General features: G+C 41.7%; 14 protein-coding genes and 1 pseudogene. 6 read left to right on the top strand and 9 right to left on the bottom strand.

All coding sequences use genetic code 11. The features are described 5' to 3' along the window. Nucleotides 1-20: 20 nt before the first annotated feature. The 4 genes and pseudogenes from RM049_RS38150 to RM049_RS38135 form a co-directional block, all read right to left on the bottom strand. A complete protein-coding gene (locus RM049_RS38150) occupies nt 21-173 on the bottom strand; it encodes a hypothetical protein (RefSeq protein ID WP_322707949.1) in 153 nt (50 codons plus the stop codon). 64 nt (nt 174-237) lie between these two features. Next, nucleotides 238-933 (bottom strand): annotated as a pseudogene (locus RM049_RS38145) (hypothetical protein). Between the two features lie 134 nt (nt 934-1067). Next, nucleotides 1068-1772, bottom strand: a complete 705-nt coding sequence (locus RM049_RS38140; RefSeq protein ID WP_322707948.1) for a helix-turn-helix domain-containing protein — start codon at nt 1770-1772, stop codon at nt 1068-1070. Further along, nucleotides 1772-2176 carry a type II toxin-antitoxin system RelE/ParE family toxin gene (locus RM049_RS38135; RefSeq protein WP_322707947.1) on the bottom strand — a complete coding sequence of 135 codons (405 nt, stop codon included), beginning with the start codon at nt 2174-2176 and terminating at the stop codon, nt 1772-1774. The genes RM049_RS38140 and RM049_RS38135 overlap by 1 nt, the downstream gene beginning before the upstream one ends. Before the next feature lie 310 nt (nt 2177-2486). Between RM049_RS38135 and RM049_RS38130 the strand changes: the two genes are divergently transcribed. Continuing rightward, nucleotides 2487-3053 carry a Uma2 family endonuclease gene (locus RM049_RS38130; RefSeq protein ID WP_322707946.1) on the top strand — a complete coding sequence of 189 codons (567 nt, stop codon included), beginning with the start codon at nt 2487-2489 and terminating at the stop codon, nt 3051-3053. A 44-nt stretch (nt 3054-3097) separates the two neighbouring features. Further along, complete coding sequence (locus tag RM049_RS38125; protein WP_322707945.1) at nt 3098-3592, top strand: pentapeptide repeat-containing protein; 495 nt, start codon at nt 3098-3100, stop codon at nt 3590-3592. A gap of 99 nt (nt 3593-3691) precedes the next feature. Here the strand turns inward: RM049_RS38125 and RM049_RS38120 are convergent, their stop codons facing one another. The 5 genes from RM049_RS38120 to pstS form a co-directional block, all read right to left on the bottom strand. Further along, nucleotides 3692-3973 carry a hypothetical protein gene (locus RM049_RS38120; protein ID WP_322707944.1) on the bottom strand — a complete coding sequence of 94 codons (282 nt, stop codon included), beginning with the start codon at nt 3971-3973 and terminating at the stop codon, nt 3692-3694. 125 nt (nt 3974-4098) lie between these two features. Beyond that, on the bottom strand, nt 4099-4905 hold the full coding sequence (gene pstB / locus RM049_RS38115; protein WP_104909556.1) for a phosphate ABC transporter ATP-binding protein PstB: 807 nt from the start codon (nt 4903-4905) through the stop codon (nt 4099-4101). A gap of 56 nt (nt 4906-4961) precedes the next feature. Beyond that, nucleotides 4962-5843, bottom strand: coding sequence for a phosphate ABC transporter permease PstA (pstA, locus tag RM049_RS38110; protein WP_322691327.1), 882 nt, complete (start codon nt 5841-5843; stop codon nt 4962-4964). Between the two features lie 19 nt (nt 5844-5862). Beyond that, nucleotides 5863-6813 (bottom strand): phosphate ABC transporter permease subunit PstC, encoded by a 951-nt coding sequence (pstC, locus tag RM049_RS38105; RefSeq protein ID WP_322675292.1) that lies wholly within the window; start codon nt 6811-6813, stop codon nt 5863-5865. Between the two features lie 149 nt (nt 6814-6962). Beyond that, complete coding sequence (pstS, locus tag RM049_RS38100) at nt 6963-8144, bottom strand: phosphate ABC transporter substrate-binding protein PstS (RefSeq protein WP_322707943.1); 1182 nt, start codon at nt 8142-8144, stop codon at nt 6963-6965. 711 nt (nt 8145-8855) lie between these two features. Between pstS and RM049_RS38095 the strand changes: the two genes are divergently transcribed. The 4 genes from RM049_RS38095 (at nt 8856) to RM049_RS38080 (ending at nt 13634) form a co-directional block, all read left to right on the top strand. Then, entirely contained in the window at nt 8856-9443 is a 588-nt protein-coding gene (locus tag RM049_RS38095) for a biotin transporter BioY (protein WP_322691330.1), read from the top strand. Between the two features lie 94 nt (nt 9444-9537). Beyond that, nucleotides 9538-10014 (top strand): signal peptidase II, encoded by a 477-nt coding sequence (gene lspA, locus RM049_RS38090; protein WP_322675295.1) that lies wholly within the window; start codon nt 9538-9540, stop codon nt 10012-10014. A 219-nt stretch (nt 10015-10233) separates the two neighbouring features. Next, complete coding sequence (locus RM049_RS38085; RefSeq protein ID WP_322675296.1) at nt 10234-10983, top strand: hypothetical protein; 750 nt, start codon at nt 10234-10236, stop codon at nt 10981-10983. Nucleotides 10984-11363: 380 nt separating this feature from the next. Next, entirely contained in the window at nt 11364-13634 is a 2271-nt protein-coding gene (locus RM049_RS38080) for a transglycosylase domain-containing protein (RefSeq protein WP_322707942.1), read from the top strand. Nucleotides 13635-13737 lie beyond the last annotated feature (103 nt).

The following is a 13737-nucleotide window of genomic DNA, read 5'->3' as shown; positions in this document are numbered from 1 at the left end:
TTTTACTTTTATCTTCTCAACTACTGTACCAAACCGTTACACAAAGTGCTGTATAAATGAGCGGCTTCAAGCCCATACTTCATGATGTCATCCTGCACTTTTTGAGCAGCTTCTACAGCTTGTAAAAAATTGTCTAATCTCTGTTGACGGTCAGATTGTTTTTCCTGAACCATAAGGACTCACTTTGTTAAGTAATAACGTGGCTATACAAATCCAGTAAATGCAAGTGACCGACAACTATAAATTAAGTTTTAAATAACTACCTATACTGAGATTATCGCTGTTAGATAATAATATGTTGACTATCTGATTTACAAAATCAGTTGCACGGGGATTGTAACTTAAAAATAATCCTTTATCTATTGCCCAAAAAATTAGGGTATTTTCCCAATCATCAAACTTTTCTTGAGAAAATTCTTTTGAGACACTAGTGAGTTGAATACATAGTGGACTCTCTCGCGTACTGCTAACAATTATATCAGTTGCCATAGACAGGTCTGCAACATATTGTAATATATTCGTACCACCACAACTTTTAATATTATTAGCAATAGAGCCAATTAATTTGGCATCCTCCTGATTGAACTCCCCCGCCATCAGTTTTCGTTTCTAGATATAAAATTTAGGGTCGTTTTCACTCAACCATTTAGGAAACAAGTAGCCATACCAATATTTTAGAGTTGGATTCAGTACTCTTAACGCTGATTGCTGCTCTTCTTCAGATGCTAATGATTTAAGTCTCAGCCAAACTTCAGCATCTTGGAGCATTTGTTGCAAAAACAGAATGACAAATCTTTTAGCAATCAGCGAACCCGGTTTGACATCTTTCACCCAGCGATTGATCTCTTCTAACCTTTTCGCTAAACCAGGATCTATGACAGATGCTTCATCTATTAGTAATCTTAATTGTGTTTTAATTTCTTTGGCTTGCAAATAATGATAAACCTCAAATCTGAAGTAGGTTGCCGAAATTTTAAAATTATTTTATCAGTCTAAATGATAAATGGAAAACTCTCTATTTTTAGATTAGAGATGTAGCACCAAGGTAGACTGTAGTCTGTGTCATCCTAAATATTTGCCAACTTCTCTAGCAATTCTTCAGCTAAATCCAACAACTCAATTTCATCAACTTCATCACTACTTCCACGATTACTTTCTCCACACGCGACATTAGCAGCTAAAACATTTTTCACAGCAAAAATCTTATCTTCTTCAGATAGACTCAAACATTTTTCCAACTCTACAGCAACTTCTTGGATTGTCCTTGAACCTAAACGCGCTCTTACTTTCACCGCCACTAAATCGTCACTTTCGAGCAGTTTTACCAAAGCTGTTCTCAGTCCATCATCCTCGCCAGAAAACTTCTCAACGGCGACACGCACATATTCCCGAACGCTCATGTTTGCCGCCAATGCTTTTTGGAAAACTACATCTGGTACATCTACCAGCAATACACCTTCGTTATCACTAGCTTGATATAAGTCATCCCCTTGTTTGACGGCTACCAGTAAATCTGCACCTAAGGTATGTAAATAGTGCAACACCGATTCCAACTCATGTTCCTTTAACGCCGACTCCAATTTGGACACAGCCGCTTGCTTGACTCCCAGTTTTTGGGCTAGCTGTGCCTGGGTTAATCCTGCTTTATTACGTATTTCCCGCATAGCATCGGTAAGATATAAGCGCAGATACTCCAACTTTCCCGCCAGAATCACCTCTGGTTCGTCGCTTACTTTCTGCTGCAACCAAGCTTGAAAATTAGGTTTTTTCATCAATTTTCCCTCTGCTGCAATTCACGTAATCTTACTCTTGCAGGTTCTTTGTCTCTATCTTTAATAGCGTTGTCGTATTTCTTCATAAAGGCGTGCAGCACTACAAATTGCTGAGGAGTCGCAGCCGTTAAAATAAACCTTGGATTATGTTCGCTCTTGGTCATACGTAACTCATACAGGTCATCTTCGAGTTTCTCAAAAATGCCACTGGTGAGTGATGCGAGTCCTCTATTACACAGGTAGCCAAGGTTAATTTGCAAACGTCTGGTTTCTGAAGGACTCAGTAATGGCTTTGGTGGATTTTCTGGTTGCTCTTCTTCAGGAATCATCCTAATGAAAAAAGCAAGCAAATCTTTGGGGATTTCCCCATTGACATCTTGATAAAGTTCCCAAGTCCAATTCACTTGCTACCTCAAAGTATAATATTCCTTACAATGAATGTCAATTGTATTATTCTTCTAAAGGAATATCATATAGATTACGGGAGTGCAACTAAGATAATAAAACATTGAGTCATAAAAATGGTGCGTTAGACAAAGCCTATATAGCGCTTCTGAGTTGAGTTCACCCCCAACCCTTCCCTACTAGCGTTGGGGAGTAAGATTCAAAGCCTAAAAGGAGAGAGGTCAACTGTATTGCATACAAACAAAAAACGCTATAAAGTTCAATTTCCACCCAGGCTAAAATAGGTAAATCCCCTGACCGAGATGATTTATGAACCAGCCGATATCTGAGAGAGTGCGCTGGACTACCGCCGATTTAGAGTTGTTTCCAGATAACGGGAATCGCTATGAGATTATTGACGGAGAATTGTTTGTGACTAAAGCGCCCCACTGGAATCATCAAAAAACGTGTGTCAGAATTATTACACCATTGCATATTTGGTCACAAGCTACTTCTTTGGGACAGGTCGTACCTGCTCCAGGAATAATTTTTGGCGATAATGATAATGTTATTCCCGATGTTGTCTGGGCTAGCAACGAGAGATTGCCTTTACTTTTAGACGAGGCAGGGCATTTGACTGGTGCGCCAGAACTGGTTGTAGAGGTGTTATTTGCTGGTAATGAAAATGAAAAGCGGGACAGAGAATTAAAACTTAAGCTCTACTCATCACGAGGTGTCAGAGAATATTGGATTGTAGATTGGCGCAAGCAACAGGTGGAAGTATATCGATGCGAACAAGCGAGTTTAAAGTTAGTTGCTACCTTATTCAATGGTGATGAATTGAGTTCACCCATATTGCCTGATTTTACTTGTGCGATCGCACAACTATTTACTTAACACCATAATATTTTGAATATGTTAATTAATGCGGAAGTTCAGGTATGGATGCTGAGGAATTGCTCAAGCGTTATGCTGCTGGAGATAGAGATTTTACTGGAGTTGATTTGAGTAATGCTAACTTAAGTAGAACGGACTTGCGTGGTATTAATCTGAGTAGAGCTTACTTGGATGGTGCAAACCTAATGGATGCCAACCTCTGTGGGGCTTGTTTGGCAGGTACTCACTTCGAGGCTACTGAAATGATTAATACTGATCTCAGACAGGCTAATCTCAGTGGTAGTCATCTGAGTGCGGATCTGAGTGGGGCTAATCTCAGTGGTGCTGACCTCAATAGGGCTGACCTGTATAGCGCCTCTCTGGAGAACGCTCTGTTGATTGACACTGATCTCTCTTATACTAAGCTGGAGGCTGCTATTTTTGAGGGGGCTAACCTCAGCTACGCTAACTTGACAGGTAGTACTGATGCTGATGTCAATAATGCTATACTTTTCCACACCATCATGCCAGATGGAAGCATTGTGAAAAATAGACCATAAGTATAAATAATAAATTAGTGCGATCGCTGCCCTCGCTAGTTAAAGAACGAAACCCAAAATTGATGAAGAATATCTAATTAACAAATGAGGAAGTAAAGCTTAACTATGCTGTAAAAACTCAACTTTGGGCAATAACGGGTCAGTTACAATGCCCACACCGCTAAAACCCCAGCGTTTGAGCAAGTTCCCCAACTGTGTACGCGCAATAGATTCCACCGCAAAGCGATTTGCCACTTCTGCTGCGTGGGTGTTGAGATAGCTAAGAGCCTCAAAGTTTTCTTGAAACAGCAATAAATAACCCGATGTTTCAGCATCAGGACGAGCTATAAGATAATTCCCGTCAGTTTTTGAGCGCACCAAGTAATAGACATCGGACAACATGGAGATGAAGTTTGTTAGGGAGAAAAAATTCCTTCAAATAAAAAACATAGAGGAATATCGCACAACTTTAATTTTCGAATATCCCTCATTGCTTTAATATCTACAATGTAATGTGAAATAAATATTTATCCAAATTTGCCGCTGACGTAATCTCTGGTATCTTCCTGCTGAGGATTGTTAAAAATTACTTCTGTTGCATCATACTCTACCATATAGCCATTACGGGTTCCTGTCTCTGAAGTCCGAACATTAAAAAAGGCTGTCTTATCAGAAACACGCGCTGCTTGCTGCATGTTATGGGTGACAATGACAATAGTATATTGCTCTTTAAGTTCGTGAATCAGTTCTTCAACACGCAAGGTGGAAATGGGGTCAAGAGCGGAGCAAGGTTCATCCATCAGGATAATTTCAGGTTGTACTGCGATCGCACGAGCAATACATAATCGTTGTTGTTGTCCACCAGATAAAGACGAGCCACTTTGCTGTAGTTTATCTTTGACTTCATCCCACAAAGCTGCTTTTCTAAGACTGCTTTCTACTAATTCATCTAAATTACCTTTATAGCCGTTGATTTTAGCTCCAAAAGTAATATTGTCATAAATTGATTTGGGAAATGGGTTTGGTCTTTGAAACACCATCCCAATTCTCCGACGCACTTCTACAGGATCGATGTCGGATGCATACAAATTTTTATCGTAAAAAAGTATTTTACCTTCTGCCCGAAATGATTCAATTAGGTCATTGAGACGGTTATAGCATCGCAACAACGTACTTTTACCACAACCAGAAGGGCCGATAAAAGCAGTCACCTGATTTTTCGGTATATCTAGCCAAATATTCTGTAAGGCTAAAAACTTGCCATAGTAAACGTTGAGATTTTCAGTGCGTAAAACGGTTTCAGTGTCATTCACTGTCCTAGTATTAGTAGCCATAAATTAAATCTAGTGTTAGTTTAAGCGATGGGATATGCACTGTGGATGGTTGTTTACTAAGCTTTTTTGCGAGTTGCCCAGCGAGCGATGATACTTGTGATTAGAACCATCAATACCAAAATTAAAGATGCTGCCCAAGCTAGAGATTGCCAATTTTTAAACGGAGAAATGGCGTATTTGTAAACCAAAACAGCTAGAGAAGCTGTTGGTTGGAATAAACCATCTGGCCAAAAGTTAGAAAATAGAGCAGTAAATAGCAAAGGTGCGGTTTCTCCAGATGCTCTGGCGATCGCTAGCGTTGCCCCAGTTACAATAGCTGGTAAAGCTGCTGGTAAGACTACTTGACTTACAGTTTGAAAGTTAGTCGCTCCCAACCCTACAGAAGCTTGTCGCAAATCTTGCGATACTAACTGTAACGCTTCATCAGTAGTTCGCAGAATAATTGGCAACATCAAAATTGCCAGTGCAAACCCTCCAGCCAGAGCTGAATACGATCCTAAATTCAACTTTACCATTGTCAAAACTACAATCCCATAGGCAAATACCCCAGCAATAATTGAAGGGACTCCACTAAGGACGTTAGCTGCAAAACGCACCCATCTAGCTACTCTTGCCGAACTAAATTCTGTGATGTAAATCGCCCCTAAAACTCCAAAGGGGATACTAATCAAGGCAGCAATTCCTACCATCAGTAGCGTGCCTAAAATTGCATTACCAAAGCCTCCTCCTTTTTGGAGAGCTTTGGGTGGCAATTCCACAAACACGGCTAAATTCAGACTGCTAAAGCCTTTAATAATCACGTAAGAAAGGACTGCTAGCAAAGGTAAAAGTGCCAATACTCCGCAGATAAATGCGACTACGGTCATCACTGTATTAAACAGTGTCCTTTGAGACATGGCGGAGCGAGTTAAACTGCGCTCTGGAAAATTAGAAGTCATAATTTAACCCAAAACTAAGCTATATTCGCTTGACTCTCAGAACGATCAACTCTGCCAGAATATTGACTACCAGTGTCAAAAAAAATAGAATTAAAGCCGCGTACATTAAAGCCGCAACTTGCAAACCACTTGCTTCTGAGAATTGATTTGCCAGTAGAGAAGAAATTGTATTGGCTGGTGCTAACAAAGAGAGACTGATGTTGTTGGAGTTACCAATTAACATCGTTACAGCCATTGTTTCTCCCATTGCGCGGCCAAGTCCCAACATCACAGCACTAACTATGCCCGAAAAGGCTGCTGGGATAAGAACTTGTAAAATCGTTTCCCAGCGGGTTGCTCCTAGTCCGATAGAGGCTTGGCGCAAGCTGGGGGGTACAGAAATCAAGGCATCGCGGGATAAAGCTGTGATGATGGGCAAAGTCATAATCGCTAAGATGACTCCCGCCGGTAACATTCCTGGCCCTGTAGGAGAAGTGCTAAAAAATGGCAGCCAGCTAAAGTAACCATTGAGCCATTTTCCCAAGCTGGTTAATATTGGCACCAAAACGAAAATACCCCACACGCCATAGACAACGCTGGGAATAGCTGCGAGCAGTTCTACCGCAAAAACCAGTACTAGCTTCACTTTTGCAGGTAAAAAATCCTCGCTCAGTACAATTGCAGTACCAACCCCAATTGGCACTGCTATCAGCAGACCAATAAAAGAACTCACGAGAGTTCCATAAATTTGGGGTAGCACCCCATAGCTATCATTAACCGGGTTCCAAGTGGTGTTGACTAGAAAGCCAGCACCAAACTTTTGGATAGCAGGCCAAGAGGCAATTGCAACCTGCGACCCAATCCATAATAAAGTACCAGCAACCCCAAAAGCGAAAATTTTAGTCAGCCAAATAAAACCCAAATCTAGGGATTTTTCGGCGTCAGAGCGATTTTTCATCGCTGATGACAGATTTTGAGAATTTGTAGTCATGAATACCGACTTTCAGAATAAAATCAGAGAAAAATATGGGAGGCAACCAGATTAGTAAAATTGCTGCCTCATCATCTATTTAAACTGACTTATACAATAGTAACTCCGTATCCAAAGTTACTACTGGATAGGCATGTTTTATTGCTTGCTTACTTGCTAGCGCTATTACCACTGGCAACAGAAATTTTGTATTCTGGACTGATTTGGTCAGCAGCAACAGCTACCTTTGTAATCACATTTGAGGGTAAAGGAACATATCCTAATGCACTAGCCTGCTTCTGTCCATCAGTTAAAGCGTATTCGATCGCAGCTTCAATCGCCTTGGCTTTTGCTGCATTGGGATATTTCTTGTAAGCCAAAATCCAGGTGTAAGTGACGATAGGATAGGAATCAGCCCCGTCGGGATCGGAAATGAAGGAGCGGAGATTTGCGGGTAGAGCTACTGATTCGAGAGTTTTAGAAGCTGACTCTTCACTAGCTACAACAAACTTACCGCCTTTATTTTCCAAAGCAGCAAACTTGAGACTATTTTGTTTGGCATAGCCATACTCGACATAACCAATGGAACCTTGAGTTTGTTGGATTTGGGCAGTAACACCCTCGTTACCTTTAGCACCTACTCCCTTAGGCCAGTTGACGGTTTTGCCTTCACCAACTTTATTCTTCCACTCAGGGCTGATAGCGCTGAGGTGTTTTGTGAACACACCCGTAGTTCCGCTACCATCTGAACGATAAACAACTGTGATTGACTCTTTTGGAAGCTTTGCACCTGGGTTAGCCTTGGCAATTTGGGCATCATCCCAAGACGTGATTTTGCCTAGTAGAATATCGGCGTAAACGGCTCGTGGGAGCTTGAGTTCTGGAACATCAGGCAAGTTGTAAGCCAACACGATGCTACCAGCAGTCACAGGTAGTAAAATAACACCTCTATCTGCTGGTACTTTTTGGATTTCTTCATCCTTCATTGCGACATCGCTGGCACCAAAGTCTACAGTGCCTTTGATAAATTGTTCAACTCCAGAACCGCTACCAACTGATGCATAGTCAACTTGCAGATTGGGATATTTTTTGTTTAAATCTGTGAACCAGGTATCGTACAGTGGTGCCGGAAAAGACGCACCAGCCCCGCTTAACTTTACGGTTCCGCCAAGGTCTAATTTAGCTGGGCTAGAAGCAGTAGTATCTGTAGCAGTGCCAGAAGGCGTATCTTTGGTGGCTGTACCATCTGGTGTTTGCTGTCCGCCACAAGCTGCTAGGCTGATTGTCAGTGCTAACACTGAAATTGAACCTGTGAGGCGATGAGTTTTTATTGCACTAAGACGTAAGAGCATCGCTATCAATTTTTTAGTAACTTTTCAGGTGAGCGTTTCTAAGATACTCCTAAAGGACAGCAATAAAGATTAACAATAGGTTAATAGAACAAAAAATGCTTGTTTTTTTTTGATGAAGAACAAACCCTTATTTTTAGTTTTGCTTAATAATATTTATACTCTTACTTAACTTTTAAGTTACATCTAGCACTGGGTTAAGTAGCTCATACGCATTTACAAAACTTTATTATTAGAGTAAATTCTTTGGCTCAGTTGTGAAAAAATTTTAGTATGGAATAGCGCTTTTGCTTTGTATCCAATACACTTCTACCTCTCCTAAAAGGATAAAGGCTGTGAATATTATTTCACTTCCTTGGGAAGTGGCTGTTCTTGTTAGGTCTGTATTAGACTCAACTGATAAGCACTATAAATATTAAGCACTTTGTAGCTCAATTTAGGCAATTATCTGAAAAAATAGTATAAATACCAAGCTCAATAATGTAGATTTTACTGTATTTTCGGTCAAATACCAGAATTCAGAACACGCCTCAGTTAATAAAATTAGACAATAGACACCTAAGCTGAAATTCGTAAAACTGAAAAATTACATACCAAAAAGGCAAAAGAAAATATGCTAGTTCTTAAGATGTCAGCACAAATTTCATTTCAATATTAATGAATATACTAGTTGCTGTTGGTTTTCCCTTTTGCTTTTCCTTGGTTACCTGATAAATGTTTGCTGCTTCCAATCAATTACTATGGTCTATGATTGGCTTACTCCTGACAATGGGTGGTACCTTCTTAGAAGTTTATGGCATCACCTTACCTTGGACTTGGAGTCAGCACGGAATTCAGACTTTTTCTTTAGGTGTCACTTTTCAAATTGGCGCAGTATTGTTGGTGGGTTGTTTAGGAGGCAAAAATGCGGGTGCGCTCTCGCAAATTGCCTATTTAGTCATGGGGTTAACCTTATTACCAGTATTTGCCGATGGTGGCGGTATTGGTTATGTCAAGCTGTCTCAGTTTGGCTATCTACTAGGTTTTATTCCTGGAGCTTGGATTTGTGGCTTAGTTGCTTTTAAAGCGAGACCTCGACTAGAAACTCTTGCCTTTAGTTGTGTCTGTGGCTTATTAACTCTCCACCTATGCGGTATTACTTATTTAATTATTAGCTATTTTTTTCAGTGGAAAGGCACAGAAAATCTAACCTTGATACAAGCAATCCTTAGATATTCCTGGTTTGCACTACCAGGTCAACTAACCGTGGTCTGTGCAGTTAGTGTAATAGCATATATATTGCGTCACTTAATGTTTTATTAGTTCATTGCCTTTCGTCCTTTGTCATTTGTCAAAAGCTCATGACCAATGACCAATGACTAATGACCAACGACCAACGACCAATGACTAATTCGCCATGCATTTAAAAAATCGTCTTTTCTGGATCGCTGCTTTCATTGCTTTTTTCTTAGACCAAATAACAAAGTACTGGGTAGTACAAAGCTTTAGCTTGGGACAGACACTACCACTCTTACCAGGTATCTTTCACTTTACGTATGTCACTAATACTGGTGCGGCTTTTAGTCTGTTGAGTGGGAAAGTAGAGTGGTTGCGCTGGCTATCTTTAGGAGTGAGTTTAGTGTTGATAGCATTGGCGTTAATTGGTCCAACATTAAATTTGTGGGATCAGTTAGGCTATGGCTTGATTTTAGGTGGAGCTATGGGCAACGGTATCGATCGTTTTGTTTTAGGCTACGTCGTTGATTTTCTTGATTTTCGCCTGATTAACTTTGCTGTATTTAATGTGGCAGATTCATTTATTAGTATCGGTATTGTTTTCCTGTTAATTGCTTCCTTCCAAAAAACACCGACTTCAACTGGCAGATCCCATTAAACTATTAAGCCTGGGATGATTAATCCCAGGCTATTGACTTAGTGAAACCCTTGCTCAGTCTTATATGCGAAGACTTTACTTATAAGGTTTTTATCAATTTTTATTTGTCACTTAACACCAGTTATCCAAACTGGTGCAAGAGATCGCGAAAGATGCACCGACGATCGCTGATGGCAAACCATTATTTAGATTATGCCCCAGCTTTAAATTTAGTTACCTGTGGTAGGAGTTTTTGGTGAACTAGAGCCAGGAGTACTGGGAGAGCTACCGGGTTCGAGGCTGCTGCCAGGAGTGCCAGGAGTGCCAGGTTGTTCTGGTGTAGTTGAGCTACCTGGTTCGGTAGTGCTGCCAGGAGTAGTAGGTGCGCTTTCAGGAGTGTTTGGGCTTCCTGATGGTGGAGTTAAGTTGCTAGGTGCGCCTTCAGGAGTGGTTGAGCTTCCTGGTGGAGTTAAGTTGCTAGGTGCGCCTTCAGGAGTGGTTGGAGTAACGCTTCCTGGTGGTGGAGTTAAGTTGCTAGGTGCGTCAGGTGCCGATGGGGTTGTGCTTCCTGGTGCTGGAGTGGTTTCGGGAGTACCAGATCCAGAAGGAGTGCTTCCTGGTGCAGTTGTGCTGTCAGGAGTGGTGGTGCTATCAGGCGTTGTTGTTTCTGCTGGTGTTGTTTCTGCTGGTACTGTAGTACTACCAGGAGCGCTAGGGGTGAGTGCTGTGCCGCCGGGACAACGTGAATTAAGTGGAAAATTCTCGCACAGAATTTTCTTACCTTCTGGTGACAGCTTGATTTCCGCTGGTGCACTAGTGGAGTCGGTACTAGATTGGGCTATGGGGGATTTACTGGATTCGGCTACAGCAATATTAGTGGTAAGTGCCAAAGATAAAGCTGTACCAATCAAGCTCAGAGATTTTCCCATCATTTCTCAAATTAACCTCAACAGAACACTCGCCCCATTAAAGCAGATAACCAAGATTTAGAAAATCCTCCTAAATGAAGATATTTAGGTTTGTTTCAGAATATGTGGATATGTAAAATTGGTAAAAATTAAATCAGTTATTTATTGACAACTAGTGTTTCAAAAGACACAAATAAAAAGTATATCTGTAGTTCTTGAACTATTTATACTAGCTTATATAAGCTTTTGAAAATAATATACAGAAATATTTGTCTATATAAAAAAGTGATTAAAGTTACAACCTTAGTTTAGCTTTAACATAAATTAAAGTATAAATTAGCTCAAAAAGTTACGTATAGCTAATTTATGCTTTGGCTTATGAGTAAAATGATGAAAGACTAACATCTAAAATTGATTGTAATTCGCCCGATTCTTTATTAAAAACTGTGATGTGAATAGCCGATGAGTTCTCCCCAACCCCCTCACAAGCCACAAACGTTACTAGGTCAACTGACTCAAGCAGTACATACGATTCAAGCTAGGGTCGATTTTTCAAAATTGGCGCTCAAGCCTAATGCCAAAGTACCAGAACTTTGGGTGCAGGATGCGGGGGCGGATAAAGCAGAAGTATATCCACTGTTGGGCGATCGCTATATTCTCGGTCGTAGCTCGAAATCCAGCGATATCGTTATCCGTAACCCTGTTGTCAGCCAAATTCACCTCTCATTATCGCGGAATTCTAGTCAGCGCACACCAGTTTTCACGATCAAAGACGAAAACTCCACCAATGGCATTTATCGTGGCAAACGTCGTGTTAGTTCTCTAGAACTGCGTCACGGCGATATTCTGACTCTGGGGCCCCCAGAATTAGCCGCTTCTGTACGGTTGCAATATGTCGACCCACCAGCATGGTATGTCAAAGCTGCAAGTTGGACAGCTTATGGAGTTGGTGGTGTCAGTGCGCTGTTAACGTTAGTGATTGGCGTCGAATGGCTGAAATTTTCAGTCAAACCTCTACCGACAGCGACACGCGCCCCAGTAGTTGTTTACGCCCGTGATGGAGCCACTCCTCTGAGAGAACCTCGGACAATCTCTCATGTAGACATGAAGCGATTAGAGGAATTTGGCCCTTATTTGCCTGCTGCGGTAGTGGCTTCAGAAGATAGTCGTTACTACTGGCACTTTGGGGTCGATCCTCTGGGGATTTTACGAGCTGTGTTGATTAATAGCCGCACCGGAGATGTGCAACAAGGAGCCAGCACTGTCACCCAGCAAGTTGCCCGCAGTTTGTTCCGCGAGTATGTAGGCAGACAGGATACCCTTGGCCGGAAATTGCGGGAGGCAGTTGTCGCCCTAAAACTCGAAACATTTTACAGCAAAGATGATATTTTGCTGATGTACTTAAATCGGGTTTTTTTGGGAGGAGATACCTCTGGCTTTGAGGATGCAGCCCGATATTATTTTGAAAAGTCGGCTAAAGAATTAACTTTGGCAGAAGCAGCAACATTGGTAGGAATTTTACCAGCACCCAACGCCTTCGATTTTTGTGGGGATGGGCCAAATAAGCTAGAAGCAGCTGAATACCGAAATCGCGTAATTAAGCGGTTGCTGGAGATGGGCAAAATTAAAGCAGAGGATGCGAACCGAGCTAGACGCTCCACTGTCCAAATTAGTCCTAAAGTCTGCGAACAGCAAGCTAAAACGATCGCACCTTATTTTTACAGTTATGTCTTCTCTGAACTCGAATCAATTTTGGGGGAGGGAGCTGCAAGAGAGGGAAACTATATCATTGAAACCAAGCTCGATCCAACCATACAGAGACAAGCAGAAGCAGCGTTGAATAATTCGGTGAACAACTCTGGTAGAAATTTTAATTTTTCTCAAGGGGCGCTAATCACTCTTGACTCTAGTACGGGCAGTATATTGGCAATGGTAGGCGGGACTGATTACAAAAAAAGTCAGTTCAATCGTGCTGTTCAAGCCAAAAGACAACCAGGTTCCACCTTCAAAATCTTTGCTTACACCGCCGCGATTCAACAGGGAATTTCACCATCCAACAGTTATTCCTGCGCGCCTTTAACTTGGCAAGGCTTTACTTATAAACCCTGTCGTGCAGGTGCTGACACTAGTTTAGATATTGCCACCGGACTGGCGCTTTCAGAAAATCCCATCGCCTTGCGAGTTGCCAGACAAGTTGGGCTGGATAAAGTTGTGGCAATGGCGCAGCGTTTGGGAATAAAATCAAACCTAGATCCAGTTCCCGGCTTGGTACTGGGTCAAAGTGTAGTTAATGTTTTGGAAATGACTGGTGCTTTTGGCGCTATTGGCAATCGCGGTGTGTCGAATCCTCCCCATGCCATTAGCCGAATTTTAGACAGTGGTGATTGCAGCGATCGCAAAGATATCAAAACCTGTCGGGTAATCTACTCCTTCGACCAAGATCCAGGTGCCAACAAACGAGTGTTGACAAATAATGTCGCTGATGAAATGACTAGTTTGATGCGCGGTGTAATCGCCAGAGGTACTGGTCGTAGTGCAGCCATTGGACTAGGGGAAGCTGGTAAAACTGGCACAACTGATAAAAACGTTGACTTGTGGTTTATTGGTTTTATCCCCAGTCAGCGACTTGTAACTGGTGTTTGGCTGGGAAACGACAATAATTCCCCGACATCTGGTAGCAGCGCTCAAGCAGCTCAGTTGTGGGGAAATTATATGCGGAGAATTACAAGGTAATTGGGCATTGGGCATTGGGCATTGGGCATTGGGCATTGGGCATTGGGCATTAGACTCATCCGCAAATGGCAAATGCTCACGGGGACTGGGTTTGAGAAACTTG

The sequence above is a fragment of the Nostoc sp. DedQUE04 genome, from assembly GCF_034530995.1.
Taxonomy (GTDB): Bacteria; Cyanobacteriota; Cyanobacteriia; order Cyanobacteriales; family Nostocaceae; genus Nostoc.
This window is presented reverse-complemented; position numbering and strand designations above follow the sequence as displayed.

Coding starts and splice junctions, on each gene's coding strand:
- RM049_RS38150 (WP_322707949.1), bottom strand. CDS start 173: ATGGTTCAGGAAAAACAATCTGACCGTCAACAGAGATTAGACAATTTT.
- RM049_RS38140 (WP_322707948.1), bottom strand. CDS start 1,772: ATGAAAAAACCTAATTTTCAAGCTTGGTTGCAGCAGAAAGTAAGCGAC.
- RM049_RS38130 (WP_322707946.1), top strand. CDS start 2,487: ATGAACCAGCCGATATCTGAGAGAGTGCGCTGGACTACCGCCGATTTA.
- RM049_RS38125 (WP_322707945.1), top strand. CDS start 3,098: ATGGATGCTGAGGAATTGCTCAAGCGTTATGCTGCTGGAGATAGAGAT.
- RM049_RS38120 (WP_322707944.1), bottom strand. CDS start 3,973: ATGTTGTCCGATGTCTATTACTTGGTGCGCTCAAAAACTGACGGGAAT.
- pstB (WP_104909556.1), bottom strand. CDS start 4,905: ATGGCTACTAATACTAGGACAGTGAATGACACTGAAACCGTTTTACGC.
- pstA (WP_322691327.1), bottom strand. CDS start 5,843: ATGACTTCTAATTTTCCAGAGCGCAGTTTAACTCGCTCCGCCATGTCT.
- pstC (WP_322675292.1), bottom strand. CDS start 6,813: ATGACTACAAATTCTCAAAATCTGTCATCAGCGATGAAAAATCGCTCT.
- pstS (WP_322707943.1), bottom strand. CDS start 8,144: ATGCTCTTACGTCTTAGTGCAATAAAAACTCATCGCCTCACAGGTTCA.
- RM049_RS38095 (WP_322691330.1), top strand. CDS start 8,856: ATGTTTGCTGCTTCCAATCAATTACTATGGTCTATGATTGGCTTACTC.
- lspA (WP_322675295.1), top strand. CDS start 9,538: ATGCATTTAAAAAATCGTCTTTTCTGGATCGCTGCTTTCATTGCTTTT.
- RM049_RS38080 (WP_322707942.1), top strand. CDS start 11,364: ATGAGTTCTCCCCAACCCCCTCACAAGCCACAAACGTTACTAGGTCAA.